This window comes from Micromonospora sp. NPDC048909, from assembly GCF_040649635.1.
Taxonomy (GTDB): domain Bacteria; phylum Actinomycetota; class Actinomycetes; order Mycobacteriales; family Micromonosporaceae; genus Micromonospora.
In genome coordinates this window covers 164,728-180,620 of record NZ_JBEZFU010000002.1, presented here as the reverse complement: position 1 = coordinate 180,620, position 15,893 = coordinate 164,728, and the positions used below count along the sequence as shown (strand labels likewise).

General features: G+C 74.6%; 14 protein-coding genes. 6 read left to right on the top strand and 8 right to left on the bottom strand.

Annotated elements, in window-relative coordinates:
- The first annotated feature begins 24 nt into the window (after positions 1-24).
- From AB0C04_RS07035 to serS, 3 genes are all read left to right on the top strand, one after another.
- Positions 25-1,218, top strand: a complete 1,194-nt coding sequence (locus AB0C04_RS07035) for a saccharopine dehydrogenase NADP-binding domain-containing protein (protein WP_357049592.1) — start codon at positions 25-27, stop codon at positions 1,216-1,218.
- A 47-nt stretch (positions 1,219-1,265) separates the two neighbouring features.
- The gene (locus AB0C04_RS07030) at positions 1,266-2,324 is read left to right on the top strand and encodes a MerR family transcriptional regulator (RefSeq protein ID WP_357050737.1); all 1,059 of its coding nucleotides are present in this window, start codon (positions 1,266-1,268) and stop codon (positions 2,322-2,324) included.
- Positions 2,325-2,428: 104 nt separating this feature from the next.
- Positions 2,429-3,715 carry a serine--tRNA ligase gene (gene serS, locus AB0C04_RS07025; RefSeq protein ID WP_357049589.1) on the top strand — a complete coding sequence of 429 codons (1,287 nt, stop codon included), beginning with the start codon at positions 2,429-2,431 and terminating at the stop codon, positions 3,713-3,715.
- Between the two features lie 69 nt (positions 3,716-3,784).
- Here serS and AB0C04_RS07020 read toward each other — a convergent pair whose 3' ends face one another.
- The 4 genes from AB0C04_RS07020 to AB0C04_RS07005 are packed head-to-tail and all read right to left on the bottom strand — an operon-like array spanning position 3,785 to position 7,240.
- Positions 3,785-4,711 (bottom strand): cytochrome c biogenesis protein CcdA, encoded by a 927-nt coding sequence (locus AB0C04_RS07020; protein WP_357049587.1) that lies wholly within the window; start codon positions 4,709-4,711, stop codon positions 3,785-3,787.
- Entirely contained in the window at positions 4,708-5,343 is a 636-nt protein-coding gene (locus AB0C04_RS07015; RefSeq protein ID WP_357049584.1) for a redoxin domain-containing protein, read from the bottom strand. The genes AB0C04_RS07020 and AB0C04_RS07015 overlap by 4 nt, the downstream gene beginning before the upstream one ends.
- Positions 5,344-5,368: 25 nt before the next feature.
- Complete coding sequence (locus AB0C04_RS07010) at positions 5,369-6,838, bottom strand: NADH-ubiquinone oxidoreductase-F iron-sulfur binding region domain-containing protein (RefSeq protein WP_357049581.1); 1,470 nt, start codon at positions 6,836-6,838, stop codon at positions 5,369-5,371.
- A 6-nt stretch (positions 6,839-6,844) separates the two neighbouring features.
- Positions 6,845-7,240, bottom strand: a complete 396-nt coding sequence (locus AB0C04_RS07005) for a pentapeptide repeat-containing protein (protein WP_357050734.1) — start codon at positions 7,238-7,240, stop codon at positions 6,845-6,847.
- Between the two features lie 1,550 nt (positions 7,241-8,790).
- Between AB0C04_RS07005 and AB0C04_RS07000 the strand changes: the two genes are divergently transcribed.
- Together AB0C04_RS07000 and AB0C04_RS06995 are read left to right on the top strand one after the other, a co-directional pair.
- Positions 8,791-10,236, top strand: coding sequence for an alpha-amylase family protein (locus tag AB0C04_RS07000; RefSeq protein ID WP_357049579.1), 1,446 nt, complete (start codon positions 8,791-8,793; stop codon positions 10,234-10,236).
- A 182-nt stretch (positions 10,237-10,418) separates the two neighbouring features.
- Entirely contained in the window at positions 10,419-11,333 is a 915-nt protein-coding gene (locus AB0C04_RS06995; protein WP_357049576.1) for a L,D-transpeptidase, read from the top strand.
- A gap of 6 nt (positions 11,334-11,339) precedes the next feature.
- Here AB0C04_RS06995 and AB0C04_RS06990 read toward each other — a convergent pair whose 3' ends face one another.
- From AB0C04_RS06990 to AB0C04_RS06975, 4 genes are read right to left on the bottom strand one after another with little or no spacing between them, the layout of a single operon-like run.
- Positions 11,340-11,963, bottom strand: coding sequence for a response regulator transcription factor (locus AB0C04_RS06990; protein ID WP_357049573.1), 624 nt, complete (start codon positions 11,961-11,963; stop codon positions 11,340-11,342).
- On the bottom strand, positions 11,960-13,099 hold the full coding sequence (locus tag AB0C04_RS06985) for a histidine kinase (protein WP_357049571.1): 1,140 nt from the start codon (positions 13,097-13,099) through the stop codon (positions 11,960-11,962). The genes AB0C04_RS06990 and AB0C04_RS06985 overlap by 4 nt, the downstream gene beginning before the upstream one ends.
- 26 nt (positions 13,100-13,125) lie before the next feature.
- Positions 13,126-13,935: an ABC transporter permease gene (locus AB0C04_RS06980; RefSeq protein ID WP_357049567.1), complete on the bottom strand. Its 810-nt coding sequence runs from the start codon at positions 13,933-13,935 to the stop codon at positions 13,126-13,128.
- A 2-nt stretch (positions 13,936-13,937) separates the two neighbouring features.
- Complete coding sequence (locus tag AB0C04_RS06975) at positions 13,938-14,837, bottom strand: ABC transporter ATP-binding protein (protein WP_357049564.1); 900 nt, start codon at positions 14,835-14,837, stop codon at positions 13,938-13,940.
- A 170-nt stretch (positions 14,838-15,007) separates the two neighbouring features.
- Here AB0C04_RS06975 and AB0C04_RS06970 point away from each other — a divergent pair, with 170 nt between their 5' ends.
- Entirely contained in the window at positions 15,008-15,862 is an 855-nt protein-coding gene (locus tag AB0C04_RS06970; protein ID WP_357049561.1) for an alpha/beta fold hydrolase, read from the top strand.
- Positions 15,863-15,893: the final 31 nt, after the last annotated feature.

Sequence of the window (15,893 nt, the reverse complement as noted above, 5' to 3'; positions counted from 1 at the left end):
CGGGTCGGGTGGCAGACTCTGGGGATGGCTGGGGAGCGGGCGTACCAGGTGGTGCTCTTCGGGGCGACCGGGTTCACCGGCGGGCTGACCGCCGACTACCTGGCCCGGCACGCCCCGGCGGGGTTGCGGTGGGCGCTGGCCGGGCGCAGTCCCGCCAAGCTGGCCGCGGTGCGGGAACGGCTCGCCGGGATCGATCCGGCGCTGGCCGAGCTGCCGCTGCTGACCGCCGACGTCACCGACGCCGACTCGCTGCGCGCGGTGGCGGAGAGCGCCCAGGTGGTCGCCAGCACCGTCGGCCCGTTCATCCACCACGGGGAGCCGCTGGTCGCCGCGTGCGCCCGGGCCGGCACCGACTACCTCGACATCACCGGTGAGCCGGAGTTCGTCGACCTGATGTACCTGCGCCACCACGCCGAGGCGGTCCGCACCGGTGCGCGGCTGGTGCACGCCTGCGGCTTCGACTCGATCCCGCACGACCTGGGCGCCTGGTTCACGGTTCGGCAGCTCCCCACCGACGTGCCGATCACCGTCGACGGCTTCGTCCGGGCCGGCGGGCGCATCTCCGCCGGCACCTACCACTCGGCGCTCACCGCCTTCTCCCGGGCCGCGCAGGCCGGCCGGGCGGCCCGCGAGCGCCGGGCGGCCGAGCCGCGTCCGGCCGACCGGCGGGTCCGGGCGGTGCCCGGCCGGCTCGCCCGCTCGGCCGAGCTGGGCATGTGGACGGTGCCGCTGCCCACCATCGACCCGCAGGTGGTCCGCCGCTCGGCCGCGGCCCGCCCCGAGTACGGCCCGGACTTCCGCTACCGGCACTTCGCCGCGGTGCGCCGCCTGCCCACCGTGCTGGCCGGCGCGGCCGGCCTCGGCGCCCTGGCCGGCCTGGTGCGGCTGGCGCCCACCCGGCGCTGGCTGCTCGGTCGGCTCGCCTCCGGGCAGGGGCCGACCCCGCAGCAGCGGGCCGAGTCGTGGTTCCGGGTCCGGTTCGTCGGCGCGGGCGGCGGCCGGCGGGTCCACACCGAGGTGGCGGGCGGCGACCCCGGCTATGACGAGACGGCGAAGATGCTCGCCGAGTCCGCGCTCTGCCTGGCCCTGGACGACCTGCCGCCGACCGCCGGTCAGGTCACCTCGGTGACCGCGATGGGCGACGCGCTGCTGGGCCGGCTCACCCGGGCCGGGATCACCTTCCGCGTGCTGGGCGCCCCGGCCGCGCCGGCGGCTTGACCCTCGACCTGGTCGAGACCACAGGATCACCGGTCGTGGAGAGCGAACTGCGCAGCATCGGCGAGCTGGCCCGGGGCAGCGGCCTCACGGTCAGCGCGCTGCGGTTCTACGACTCGGCCGGGGTGCTGGTGCCGGCCCGGGTGGATCCGACGACCGGCTACCGCTGGTACACCGACGCGCAGCTGGCGTCGGCCCGGCTGGTGGCCGGCCTGCGCCGGGTCGGCATGCCGGTCGCCGAGATCGCCGCCGCGGTGCGAGCCGAGCCGGCCGACGTGCACCGGCTGCTGGACGCGCACCAACGCCGGTTGGAGGACGGCCTCGCCGACGCCCGCCGTGAGCTCTCCCGGATCCGTAGCCTGATCGGCCCCGAGGAGTTCACCATGACCACCCGCCTGATCCTGTCCCGCGTCGAGCTGGCGAACGCCGTCGACGCCGTCCGGTTCGCCGCCGGCAACGACCCCGATCTGCCGATGCTGAGCGCCGTTCTGCTGGACGTCGAGCCGGACGGGGTCCGGCTGGTCGCCACCGACCGGCACCGGCTCGCCGTCGCCCGGGCCGGCGGGACGGTCGACGGCCCGCCGGTGCGTGCGCTGCTCCCCGCCGCCGTCGTCGACGAGATCCGGCCGCTGCTGGCGGCCGGGCGGAGCGCGGCGGTGACACTGACCCTGACCGGGGATCGCGTGCTGGTCGCGGTCGACGGCGGCGAGGTCACCGGGCCGACGATGCCGGACGAGTTCCCCGACTACCGGCGGCTGCTGCCCCGGGCCGGCGGCGCTCCGCCGGCCCACCGGTTCCCGGTCGACGCCGCCGCGCTGCGGACCGCGCTGCGCGCCCCCGACGCCCCCACGATCCACCGGGAGCACGACGGGCGGACCTACGCGGTGACGGTGCTCGGTGCCGACGACCACGGACTACGGATCCTCGGCCCGGACGAGTCGACGGCCGGGGTCCGGATCGGGGTGGACGGGCGCTACCTGCTCGACGCCCTCGACGCCGCCGGCGACGGGCAGTTGGTGCTGGAGCTGGACGGCCCCATCGCCCCACTGGCGATCCGCAGCTCCGCCGACGCGGACGCCTTCTCCATCCTGATGCCCATCCGCCTCTGACCCCGGCCCGAGGCGCCGTCGCGCCCCGGCCCTGCCGGGAAGGGGCGCGACGGTAGCATCTGGGGGTCCCACCCGACTCCCAAGACGGAGGCGTACGGAGCAGCATGCTCGACATGGAGTTGATCCGGAAGGATCGCGAGGCGGTGGCGACCGCGCTGGCGAAGCGTCTGGATCCCGCCGAGGTCAACCGGGCGCTGGACGAGATCCAGCGACTCGACCAGGAACGCCGCGCCCTGATCACGGAGATCGACGCCGAGCGGCAGCGCCGCAAGGCGGAGGCGCGGGCGTACGCCGAGGCGAAGCGGGCCGGCGTGGAGCCGCAGGTCACCGCGGCGGATGCCGAGCGTAAGCAGCTCGCCCAGCTGGAGTCCGAGCTGGACGAGGTGCAGGCCCGGCTGCGATCCGCGATGAGCGAGCTGCCCAACCTGCCCGCCGACGACGTCGTGCCCGGCGGCAAGGAGGCCAACCGGGTGGTGAAGACCTTCGGCGAGCCCCCGGTGATCGAGAAGGTCCGCGACCACATGGAGCTGAGCCGCGCGCTGGGCCTGGTCGACCACGAGCGGGGGGTCAAGCTCGGCGGCTCCGGCTTCTGGATGTACACCGGGGTCGGTGCCCGGCTGGAATGGGCGCTGATCAACTGGTTCATCGACGAGCACGTCAAGGCCGGCTACGAGTTCCTGCTCCCGCCGCACCTGCTGCTCGACACCGCCGGCTTCGCCGCCGGCCAGTTCCCCAAGTTCTACGACGACGTCTACCACCTGGACCGGGAGTCCGCCCCGCGCGGGCAGTTCCTGCTGCCCACCTCGGAGACCGCGATCCTCGGGGCCTACCAGGACGAGATCCTGGAGACCCCGAAGCTGCCGCTGAAGGCGTTCGCCTACACCCCCTGCTACCGGCGGGAGGCGGCCGGCTCGCACTCCGACGAGCGCGGCACCGTCCGGGGCCACCAGTTCAACAAGGTGGAGATCTTCCAGTTCACCCTGCCCGAGCAGGCCGACGCGGCGCTCGAGGAGATGCTCGGCCACGCGGAGAGCCTGGTCGAGCGGCTGGGCCTGCACTACCAGCGCAGCCTGCTCTCCGCCGGCGACGCCAGCGCGTCGATGAAGAAGACCCTCGACATCGAGGTGTGGATGCCGAGCACCGGCAAGTACAAGGAGGTCTCGTCGGTCTCCTGGGCCGGCGACTACCAGGCGCGCCGGGCGGCCATCCGCTACCGCGAGCCGGGCGGCAAGCAGACCCGGTTCGTGCACACGCTCAACGGCTCGGCGCTGGCCACCAGCCGGCTCTTCCCGGCCATCCTGGAGCAGTTCCAGCAGTCCGACGGCTCGGTGCTGCTGCCCGAGGTCCTGCACGACCGGATGGGCACCGACCGCCTCACGCCCACCCGCTGACCCGCAACCGGCGGCGCGAGGCCGTCCGGGAGTGCTCCTGAACGCGAGCGTGATACCTCTCCGGCATCTTCATGCCGGAGAGGTGTCACGCTCGCGCCGACTCTGGCGGCCCGCGCGATGCGCGAGCCGATCACGGTCCCGGTCTTCGGCGCGGCGGGCGTCGCGTCGGGCCGCCCACCGGCGCGAGAGCGCCGCAGCCGCCAGCAGCGCGGCGAGCGCCACGGCGAGGGACGTCGGGCCGACCGCATCCAGGGCATCGGCGAGCGCGCGTTGGATCCGGGTCGCGGCGAGCACCACCGGGTCACCGAAGGCGTCCCGCCGGCCGGCGGCGAGCCGCACCTCGTACCAGCCGTACCAGGCGACGTAGCCGCCGGCGGCAATCAGCACCAGACCGCTGAGCCGGGGCACCAGCGCACCGGCGCCGCGCAGCCGGGCCACCAGCCCGTCGCGCACCAGCGCCACGCCGAGCGCGGCCACCGCGACCACCAGTCCCATCCCGATCGCGTACGCCCCGAAGAGCGCCAGCCCGCGCGGGGTCGACCCGGCCTGGAGGCTGGTCACCACGATGGCCAGGAACGGCGCGATCGCGCAGCCGAGCGAGGCGACCGCGTACGCCGCGCCGAAGAGCACCGTGGACGCCCAGGAACGGGTCAGCCGGGGCGCCCTGGTGAACCGTCCCGGCGTGGGTAGCCGCCGGCCGGCGAGCAGCCAGACGCCGGCCGCCACCAGCAGCAGCCCGAGTGCCACGGTGACCCAGGGCAGCCGGGGTCGCAGCCACCCGGCGAGCGGGGCGAGCGCCAGGCCGAAGGCGCCGAAGACCAGCACGTACCCCAGGGTCAGGCCGGCGGCGGCGGTGAGCGCGCGGCCGACGGCGCTCCGGGCGCCCGGCGCGCCGGCCACCAGCAGCGACAGGTACGCCGGCAGCATCGCGAAGCCGCACGGGTTGACCGCGCCGAGCATGCCGGCGGTCAGCGCCAGCAGCAGGGCGGTCGTCACCGGCCGGCGGCCAGCGCGCCAAGCCGCGCGGTGAGCGCCTCGCCGTCGAGGAAGCCCTGGTGGACCACGCTCCCGTTCCGGTCGATGATCACGAAGGTGCTCTGCTCGACCACCTCGAAGCGGCGCCACAGCTTCCCGGCGCGGTCGTCGAGCTGCGGCACCCCGGCCAGTTCGAACTCGGTGACGAAGTCCCGCATGGCCCGCTGCTCGCCGAGCCCGGCGACGCCGACGATCGGCACGGTGTCCCGGTAGGTCGGGGCCACCTCGGCCACCGTCCAGGCCTGGCTGGCGCAGGTGGCGCACCACGGAGCCCAGAACCAGAGCACCACCGGCCGACCGGCCAGCGCGGCGCCGGAGAAGGACGCGCCGTCCAGGGTGGTGCCGGTGAAGTCGAGAATGTCCGGCACCCGCGCCGCCGGGACGGCCGAGGGGGACGCGGGAGCGGCGGCGCCCGAAGTCGCCGCGGCCGGCGTGGCGGCGGCTGCCTCCGGTGCCCCGCCGCCGGTGCAGGCCGAGGTGGCCGCGAGCCCGGCGAGCAGGGCGCCGGTCGCGACGACCCGCCGCAGCCGGGCCAGGGTCCCCTGCCCCAGCTGGGCCGTCCGGGGTGGTTGCCCGGCCTTCACCGTCCGCATCGCCCGTCTCCGTTCGTCCCGGTCGCTACTCGGCCTTGGCCAGCCGGAGGGCCAGCTCGGGGCAGACCTTGACCGCCTTCATCGCGCCCTCCCGCAGCCACGTCGGCACCGGCGTCGGCGGGAACGCGGGGTACCCGTTGCCGTCCAGCCGGATGAAGTCCGGCACCACGTGCGCGCAGAGCCCGTGCCCGTCACAGCGGGACCAGTCGAGGGTCAACTTCTGCGGATTCGGGTCGGGCGCGCCGGGCAGGCCCATCACCGCCTTGACCCGCCGGCCGCACCCCTCGCCGGTGGCGTGCAGGCGCAGGTCCTCGACGAAGACCTCGATCGCGGAGAGCGCGAAGCGGGACGTACCGTCGGGGTGGCTGCACGCGCCGCGGCCCTTCACCTCGCCGGCGGCGGCCCGGACGACGTCGGCGGGCTGACTGCCGGCGACCGCGAGGTCCACCGCGCGGGCCAGGTCCGGCAGGCCCATCCGGCACGGGCCGCACTGGCCGGCGGATTCGCCCGCCAGGTAGCGCACCACCTGGGCGGCCTCGCCGAGCGGGCAGGTGTCGGGGCCGAGCGGGATGATGATGCCCGCACCCAGCGTGCCGCCGACCGCGGCCAGCCCCCTGCGGGAGACCTCGGCCCGGTCCGCCGCCTCCGGGGTGATCCATTTGCCGTGGTAGCCACCGGTCAGGATGCCCGGGCCGTCGGGCACCTCGCAGAGGTCCAGGATGTCCCGCAGCGGGGTGCCGGCGGCGCACTCGACCACCGCCGGCCGGCCGGCCGCGCCGGTGACGGTGAGCAGCACGGTGCCCGGCTCGTCGTCGGTGCCGAGGGCGGCGTACTCGTACGGGCCGAGCCGGGCGGCGACGGCGAGCTGGGAGTAGGTCTCCGCGTTGGAGAGCAGGGTGGGCAGCCCACTCACGCCGGAGTCGCTGGAGCGCTTCTTGGTGCCGGGCGGGATGTGCGGCAGCCCGTTGATCCCGTTGACCAGCGCGCCGCCCTCACCGGAGATGAACCGGTGCGGGACGGTGACGATGCTGGTCGGCACCGGCATCCGCCGCTCGGCGAGCGCCTCCATCAGCGACTCGCGGCCCACCCCTTCGTCGGCCACACCGATCACGATCTCGTCGGCGTCCAGCGCGTACGCGGCCAGCGCCGCGCCGTCCAGGATCAGGTGCGGGGCCCGGGTGAGCAGCACCTTGTCCTTCCAGCTGGCCGGCTCTCCCTCGGTGGCGTTGACCACCACCACCGCGCTGAGGTCCTGCCGCTCGCAGGACTCCAGCACCGCGCGCAGCTTGCGGGCGAACGGAAAGCCCGCCCCGCCCTTGCCCTTGAGCTGGATCCCCTCGACGAGCCGGAGCAGGTTGGCCGGCTCCATCGGGCCGATCGGGCCGTGCACCTCCTCGTGAGCGGCCAGGTTCAGCCGACCGAACTCGGCGAAGCCGGCGGTCAGCCGGGGCTCGCCGACGCAGGCGACCGGGGGAACGGTGGTGCGTGTCGTCACTTCGCCTCACCCCGCAGCCCGGCCCAGTACGCCCCGTCCACCGCATCCGCGTTGGCCCGCTTGCGGCGGCCCGACCGGCCCTCGCCGGCGGCCCGGCGGGCCCGCCGCGACGCCAGGTCGACCAGGGTCGGGGTGTCGTCGACGGGCGGCGCCACCTCCTCCGGCACGTACCGGGCCGGCGGGCGCCAGTAGTCCGGCTCCTCCGGCTGGTCGTCCTCGGCGCTGTGCCGCCCGGCGCCGCTGCGCGGCGCGGCGGAGATCGGCCCGGCGGAGATCGGCCCGGCGGAGATCGGCCCGGCGGAGATCGGCCCGGCGGAGATCGGCCCGGCGGAGATCGGCCCGGCGGAGATCGGCTCGGCGGAGACCGGCTCGCCCACCTCCCAGCGGCGCGGGCTGTCCCACGGCTCCTCCGGCTCGTCGGTCCGCCGCCGCGACGGAGCCTGATACCGCGTACCGGCGTCCACCTCGTCGGCCGCGCGGCGCCGCCGCCGGCTCGGCGCCGGGGCCTGGGCGCCGGTGCGCTCCTCGTCGCGACGGGGCGACTCCGGCTGCTCCGCGCGGCGGCGCCGGGACCGGCCCGCCGCCGGCTCCTCGTCCCGGTACCGGGACGACTGCCGGCCGGCCGGCTCGACCTCCGCGGTCCGTCGGGCACGACGGGCCGCCGGCGCCGACTCCTCGTCGCGCCGTTTGCGGCTGGACCGCGCCGGCTCGCGCAGGGTGCCCGGCTCGGGCACCACCGGCACGGCGAAGCGCTGCGGGTCGCGGCGCCGATCGCCGGTCGACATCGAGAACTCGGCGGTGGTCTGCGCCCACTCGGCCTCCCGGCGCTCCCGGGCGGCCTGGGCCTCGCGCTTGGCGTCGCCGCGGCGGCCGAGGCCGGCCAGCACGGACCGTCCCTTGCCGTCCTCGGCCGGCCGGCCGGCGAGGGCGCTGTTCATCACGGCGGCCTGGTGCTGCTCCCGGCTGCGCCGGCCGAGGGTCACCGAGAGCCGGACCAGCAGCGCCAGCACCACCAGCAGCACGCAGGCCAGGTAGCTCAGCGTCACCCAGGACTTCGCCGGGCGGCCGGCGTTGAGGCCGTGCAGCAGGGCGAACGGCCAGGCGAGGTATGCCAGGGAGTGCAGCGCCCGCCAGAGCCACTTCGGACCGACGCCGGCGAAGCGGGCCCGGACCACGCCGGTCCAGAGCACCGAGACCATCAGCAGGGCGGCGACGGTGCCGAGCCCGACGTAGAGCCCGCGACCACCGACGAACGGCACCACCGCGTCGGTGCTCGCCGCCCGCCCAGTCGCGATCTTCGTGAGCGCGTGGAAGAGCAGCCCGACGATGCCGAGGACACCGGTCGCCCGGTGCGCCGACTGGAGCAGCACCCGGTGCCGGATCAGCAGCACCAACCGGTCCGTGGCCAGCAGGCCCAGCATCACGGTGAGGCTCAGCGCGACCAGGGTGACCACCCCGGCGAAGAACTCGGTGAAGAAGAAACCGTAGGCGTACGCCCGCTGGCCGGCGCCGGTGAGCATGACCGCCGCCCACGCCGCGGCGAGCGCGGAGACGATCAGCGCCGCCACCGCCGACCGCGACCGGCCGCGGACCCCCCGGCTGCTCTCGCTGGTCCGGACGGTCGCCGGCTTCTGATTCTGCTTAGCCCGGGCCATCTGCTCCTCGATCGTCTAACGGCGGCGCACCGCCCGACCCTGCTCCCCCATCGAGTACGGACCGGCGGCGCGGACGGATCACCGGTGGCGGAGAAATTTCCACCGCCGGATCGAACCGGCCGGCACCGTGACGCGTGTAGCCGACCTCGACACAACGACAGGCATCCATGCGTTGACAGTCACTGCAACACGCTTGTAACCTTTCGGAAAATTTCAGCCCTCGCTGCAAGATTCCGGCAGACGTGGGCGTCCTCCCCCGCCGCGCCACCCGTCCTCCCACCCCCGTCAGGAGTCGCGATGCATCGACGCCGATGCCGCTCGGCGATCCTCGCCGTCGGCATGATCGCCAGCCTGCTCGTACCCACCGTCGTGACGGCACCCCCGGCCGTCGCGGCCCCGAGCGGCAGCAAGAAGGTCATCGTCCAGCTCTTCGAGTGGAACTGGCCGTCGGTCGCCGCCGAGTGCCAGAGCACCCTCGGCCCGAAGGGCTACGGCTACGTCCAGGTCTCCCCGCCCCAGGAGCACGTCCGCGGCTCCCAGTGGTGGCTGGCGTACCAGCCGGTCAGCTACCGGATCGAGTCCCGCAAGGGCACCCGCGCCCAGTTCCAGTCCATGGTGAACACCTGCCACGCCGCCGGGGTCAAGGTGATCGTGGACGCCGTGATCAACCACATGTCCGGGCAGGACGCCGGCGGCACCGGCTGGGCCGGTTCGTCGTACGGCCACTACGACTACCCGGGCATCTACCAGTCACAGGACTTCCACTACTGCGGCCGCAACGGCAACAACGACATCGCCAACTACGGCGACCGGTACGAGGTGCAGAACTGCGAACTGGTCAACCTGGCCGACCTGAAGACCGAGTCCGACTACGTCCGGGGCCGGATCGCCGCCTACCTCAACGACCTGCTCTCCCTCGGCGTCGACGGATTCCGGTTGGACGCGAGCAAGCACATGCCGGCCGCCGACATCGCAGCCATCAAGGCCCGGCTGTCCCGGCCGGCGTACCTCGTGCAGGAGGTCATCCACGGCGCGGGCGAGCCGATCCAGCCGACCGAGTACACCGGCAACGGCGACGTGCACGAGTTCCGCTACGGCAAGGACCTGGCCCGGGTGTTCCGCTCGGAGCGGCTGGCCTACCTGAGCAACTTCGGCACGGGCTGGGGCCACCTGCCGACCGGCCCGGCGGCGGTGTTCGTGGACAACCACGACACCCAGCGCGACACCGGCGGGGTGCTGACCTATCGGGACCGGGGCATCTACGCGCTGGCCAACGCCTTCATGCTGGCCTGGCCATACGGCTCCCCCACGGTGATGTCCAGCTACACGTTCAGCAACCGCGACCAGGGGCCGCCCTCGGACGGCAACAACAAGACCCTGAACACCACCTGCTACTCCGGCTGGGAGTGCGAGCACCGCTGGCCGGTGATCGCCAACATGGTCGGCTTCCGCAACGCCACCGAGGGCGCGGGCGTGACCAACTGGTACGACAACGGCAACAACCACATCGCCTTCAGCCGGACCGGCAAGGGCTACCTCACCGTCAACGACGAGGACCAGGCGATCACCGGGCGGTCGTACTCCACCGGGCTGCCCGCGGGTCGCTACTGCGACGTCATCCACGGCACCTTCAGCAACGGCTCGTGCAGCGGCCCGCTGATCACTGTGGACGCCAACGGCTGGTTCACCGCCAACGTCCCGGCCCACGACGCGATCGCCATCCACACCAGCGCCCGCGTCTAACCCCCCAGCCGTCAGCCCTCAGCCCCCGACCCCCCGGCCTGCCGGCCGCGCCGGGTTGATCAAGAGGTCCGCGTCAGTTTCCGCCCAGATCCTGACGCGAACCTCTTGATCACCGGTGTTGGTGGTGGGCTTTTTGGGGGGAAAGAGGCTGGTGGGAGAGGTATCGGGCATAGAGTTGTTTCGTGTCGTTTGACCGAATGAAGTCCCGGCGGCGGGGTGGCTGGATCGCCGCCGGCATCGGCGTACCGGCGCTGCTGGTGGCCGCGCTGCTCACCGGGCTGGCGCTGACCCCCGATGCGGAGCCGACCGGCGGACAGGCGGCGCCGCCGGCCACCGCGCAGCCCGCGCCGAGCAGCGCCGACCAGGACACCGACGAGAGTGTGCCGCCCGCCGCGCCGGCCCCACCCGGGCTGCCGGTGATCACCTACGATCCGGCGCCGGCCGGGTTCCCGGCCGATCCGGCCACCCTGGACACCACGCCGCTGACCGAGGGGCTGCACCCGACCCGGGAGATCGCGGCCTACAACGCGCCGGGCGGGCGACCGGTGGCCCTGCTCGCACCGACCATCAGCGGCGTCGAGCTGACCATGCCCATCGCCGACCGCCAGTCCGGCTGGACGGCGGTGCTGCTGCCCTCGGCCAACCGCCGGCTCGCCTGGCTCCCGCCCGGCGGCTTCACCACCGTCGCGCTGCGCGACCAGATCGTGGTGGAGCGCGGCCGGCACCGGCTGACCTGGTACCGCGCCGGCCGGGCGGTGCGCTCCTGGGAGATCAGTCTCGGGCAGCGCGGGCAGGAGACGCCGCTCGGCCGTACCTTCATCCTCGGCCGCACCCCGCCGCCGCAGGACGTCTACGGCGGGGTGGACATCTACGCCCTCGGCTCGGTGCCCGACGACCCGGACTCGGTCCCGGAGAGCCTGCGCGGCGCGCACATCGGCCTGCACACCTGGTACCACGACGGCGAGCTGGGCGAGAACACCACCAACGGCTGCATCCGGCTGACCCGCAGCGGCCAGCGGGAACTGCTGGCCGAGGTGCGGCCCGGCAGCAGCGTGGTGGTGGTCGAGGCGCTGCCCGAGCCACCGCCCACCGCCTAGACGGGTTCAGTCGCCGAGCAGCCAGCCGTTCTGCTCGGCGATCCGGACGGCCGCGGCCCGGTTGCGGGCGCCGGTCTTGCCGATCGCCGCGGAGAGGTGGTTGCGCACCGTCCCCTCGGACAGGTGCAGCGTCGCGGCCAGGTCGGAGACGGTGCCGCCGCCCCGGGCCGCCCGCAGCACCTCGGTCTCCCGCTCGGTCAGCGGGCTGGCCCCGGTGGCGAGCGTCTCCGCCGCCAGCGTCGGGTCGACCACCCGCAGGCCCGCGTGCACCCGCCGGACCGCCTCGGCCAGCTGCCGGGCCGGGGTGTCCTTCACCACGAAGCCGCTGGCGCCGGCCTCCATCGCCCGCCGCAGGTAGCCCGGCCGGCCGAAGGTGGTCACCACCAGCACCCGGCAGGACGGCAGCGCCGCCCGTAGCGCGGTGGCTGCGGCGATCCCGTCCATGCCGGGCATCTCCACGTCGAGCAGCGCGACATCCGGGCTGGTCCGCCGGGCTTCCGGCACCACCTCGTCGCCCCGCCCGACCTCGGCCACCACCGTCAGGTCCGGCTCGAGCGAGAGCAGCGCGGCCAGCGCACCCCGGACCAGCGCCTGGTCGTCGGCGAGCAGCAGCCGGATCGGCGCGCTCACCGGGCGTCCGCCGACAGCCCGACCCGGAGCAGGAACCCGGGGCCGTCGGGGCGGCGGCCCACCGTCACCGTCGCGTCCAGCCGCGCCGCCCGCTCGCGCAGACCGACCAGCCCGTGCCCGGTGGCCACCGCGTCCGGCATGGACGGTCCGCGACCGTCGTCGCTGATCTCCACCTGGTCCGGCCGGACCCGGATGGTGCAGCACCGCGCCCCACTGTGCCGGACCACGTTCGTCACCCCTTCCCGCACCGCCCAACCGAACAGCTGGTCGCGCTCCGCCGGCAGCTCCGGCAGCTCGGTCGGCAGCTGCGCCGCGATGCCCGCGGCGGTCAGCGCCGCGCGGGCCCCGGCCAGCTCTTCGGCCAGGCGCACCCCCCGGTACGCCCCGACCGTCTGCCGCACGTCGGCGAGGGCCGCCCGGGCGAGCCGCTCCACGTCGGCGATCTCGGTCGCCGCCCGGGCCGGGTCCACCTCGATCAACCGACCGGCGAGCTCGGCCTTGATCGCCACCACGGTGAGCGAGTGGCCCAGGATGTCGTGCAGGTCCCGCGCGGTGCGGGCCCGCTCCTCGGTGACGGCGAGCCGGCCGATCTGCTGCTGGGCCGCCTGGAGTTCGCTGTTGCGCTGCGCCAGCCGGGCGAACCCGAACATCGCGAACGAGGCGAGCAGGACGGCGAAGGTGATGGTGCTCTCGGCCTCCCAGCCCGGCACCAGCGCCGCCGCGACCAGCGGGGTGATGGCGGCGGCCGCCACGACGGCGAGCGCCCAGCCGCCCGGCAGCAGCAGCACGGCCGCCGCGGCGACGAAGACCAGGGTGGTCAACCAGTCCCCGTCGGTGCCGGGAATCCCGGCCACGCCGAGCGCCAGCAGCGCCAGCAGCGCGGCAACCGCCCGGCCGCGCGGGATCGGCAGGCCGGCCTGCCGCAGCCCCCGCACCCACTGGAAGAGCAGCACGTACGCCACGCCGAAGGCGACCACCGTGCCGACCCCGACCACCCGGCGCCACGGTTCGGGCTGACGCAGCGCGGTGGCCACCGGCACGTTGAGGAAGAAGAGCCAGACCGCGGCGAGCAGCCAGCCGGTGATCCGCCATCGGCGGCTCACCGGCCGGGGCCGACCCGGCATGACGACGTCCATCGGGTCCACGCTAGTCGTCGGCCCGCTCAGACCCGCGCGGTGTCCCGGCGGAACAGCCGGGCGGCGCCGACCGTGAAGACCGCCGTCCAGGCGAGCAGGTTGACCAGCGCGCCGAGGCTCACCCCGTCGCCGGTCAGCGGGGCGCGGGCCACCTCCCCGAGGCCGTAGACCGGGGTGTACCGGGCCACCTCGGCGAGCACGTCGGGCAGCACCTCGACCGGCACGAAGAGCCCGCCGAACATGGCCAGCACGGCCAGGATCGGCCCGATGAACTGCATGACGTTCTCGGCCGGCACCAGGTAGCCGATGAAGAGACCGAAGGCGGCGAAGACCAGCGAGCCCAGCCAGGCCCCGAGGCCGGAGAGCAGCCAGACGTGGGCGGGCAGCCGGACGCCGGCGGCAGCGCCCACCGCGAACTCGACGCAGACGGCGAGCAGGCCGAGGGCCATCGCGGTGGCGACCTTGGTGGCCACGTACGCGGTGGGGCGCAGCGGGGTGAGCCGCAGCTGCCGGCTCCAGCCCAGCGCCCGCTCGGTGGCCACCGCGGCGCCCGCGCTGGTGGTGGCCACCATGGCCGCGTAGACGGCCAGGCTGACCATGACGTACGCGATCACCGGCCGGCCGTTGTCCAGGTCCTGGCCGCGCTGGGGCAGGCCGAAGATGAGGAAGAAGACCGCCGGCATGAGCAGGGTGAACGCGAGGGTGCGCCGGTTGCGCAGCACCCGGCGCAGCTCGATGCCGAGCACGGCCGGGGAGAACCCGCCCAGGGCGGGCGGCCGTCGGGTGGCGGCGTCGGAGCGGTCGGTGGTGGCGGTCGCCGGCAGGGTGGTGGTCATCGTCAGGCTCCGGGGTGGTCGGTGGTGAGGGCGAGGAAGGCGTCCTCGAGGTTGCGGGAGGTGATCTCCACGTCCCGGGCCGTGGTCCGGGTGAGCAGGTGCCGGGCGACCCGGTCGGAGTCGCCGGTGTGCAGCAGCACGCTGTCGCCCCGGACCTCGACCGCGTCGACGCCGGGCAGCGCGGCGAGCGCGGCCTGGTCGGCGTCGGGCAGGGTGGCCCGGACCAGCCGGCCGGCCGCCAGGTTCTTGATCTCGGCGGTGGTGCCGTCGGCGACGATGCGCCCCTTCCGGACCAGGACGATCCGGTCGGCGTACGCGTCGGCCTCGTCGAGGTAGTGGGTGGCGAAGATGACCGTCCGCCCGGTCCGGGCGTCGCGCCGCAGGGCCTGCCAGAACTCGCGGCGCCCCTCGACGTCCATCCCGGTGGTCGGCTCGTCGAGCACCATCAGGTCCGGGTCGGGCAGCAGGGCCAGTGCGAAGCGCAGCCGCTGCTGCTGGCCGCCGGAGCAGCGGCCCACCACCCGGTCGGCGATGTCGGCGATCCCGGCCCGCTCCAGCACCTCCTGCGCCGGGCGGGTGCGCCGGTAGAAGTTGGCGGTCAGCCGGACCGTCTCGCCGACCGTCAGGTCCTTGAGCAGCCCACCGGTCTGCAACACGGCGGCCACCCGGCCGTGCGCGATCGCGTCGACCGGGGAGCCGCCGAGGATCCGCACCCGGCCCGCGTCCGGGCGGGCCAGGCCGAGCAGCATGTCGATGGTGGTGGTCTTGCCGGCGCCGTTCGGGCCGAGGAAGGCGACCACCTCGCCGGGCTCCACCCGCAGGCTCAGCCCGTCGACCGCGGTGACCGCGCCGAAGGTCTTGGTGAGGCCGCTCAGCTCGACGGCCGGATGCGTACTGGTCATGACAGCCATGCTCCGGCGCGCCCGGTCCCGGAGCCCGGAGCGCGCGTCACCTTCCGGGCATGACATTTGTCAGGGGCTGGTTGTCCCCGGGCCGGGCCGGCAGGATTCCCGCCCCGCCAGCCGGGTAACCGCCGGTTCCGCGCACCGCGACACCTGGGGAGGGGACGCTGATGGGCAGCGCGCCGCTGGGAGATGTGGACACCGTCGTACTGGTCCACGGGCTGTGGATGACCCGGCACAGCTGGGAACGATGGGCCGACCGGTACGCCGAGCGTGGCCTGCGGGTGCTCACCCCCGCCTGGCCCGGGATGGAGGGCGAGGTCCAGCAGCTGCGCGACGACCCCACGCCGATCGCGCAGCAGCGGATGGCCGACATCGTGGACCACTACCAGCGGATCATCGCCGCGCTCCCCCGCCCGCCGATCATCATGGGGCACTCGTTCGGCGGGCTCTTCACCCAGGTCCTGGTCGACCGGGGCCTGGGCGCGGCCGCGGTGGCCATCCACCCGGCGCCGATCAAGGGCGTGCTCAAGCTGCCGCTGAGCACTCTGCGCTCGGGCTTCTCCATCCTGCGCAGCCCGGCCAACCGGCACCGGGCCGTCCCGTTCACCCAGGACGACTTCCACTACGCGTTCGGCAACACGATGAGCCGGGCGGACTCCGACCGGGCCTGGGAGCGCTACGCCGTCCCCGGCGCCGGGCGGGTGCTCTTCGAGGGCGCCTTCGCCAACCTCGACCCGAACAGCACCGCCGAGGTCGACACCCGCCGGGACGACCGGCCACCGCTGCTGCTGATCGCCGGCGGAGCCGACCACGTGGTCCCGCCCGGCGTGGTACGCAGCAACGCCGCGCTCTACACGAAGTCCCGGGCGCTGACCGCGTACCACGGCTTTCCCGGGCGATCGCACTTCACCGTCGGGCAGGACGGCTGGGAGGAGGTCGCCGACTACGCCCTCGACTGGGCGCTGCGCGCGGCCGCCCTGCCCCGCCAGGCCACCATCGCGTCCGAGACCCCCCGTCCCTGACCGAGCGTCGACGGTTCGACCAACCGCATCC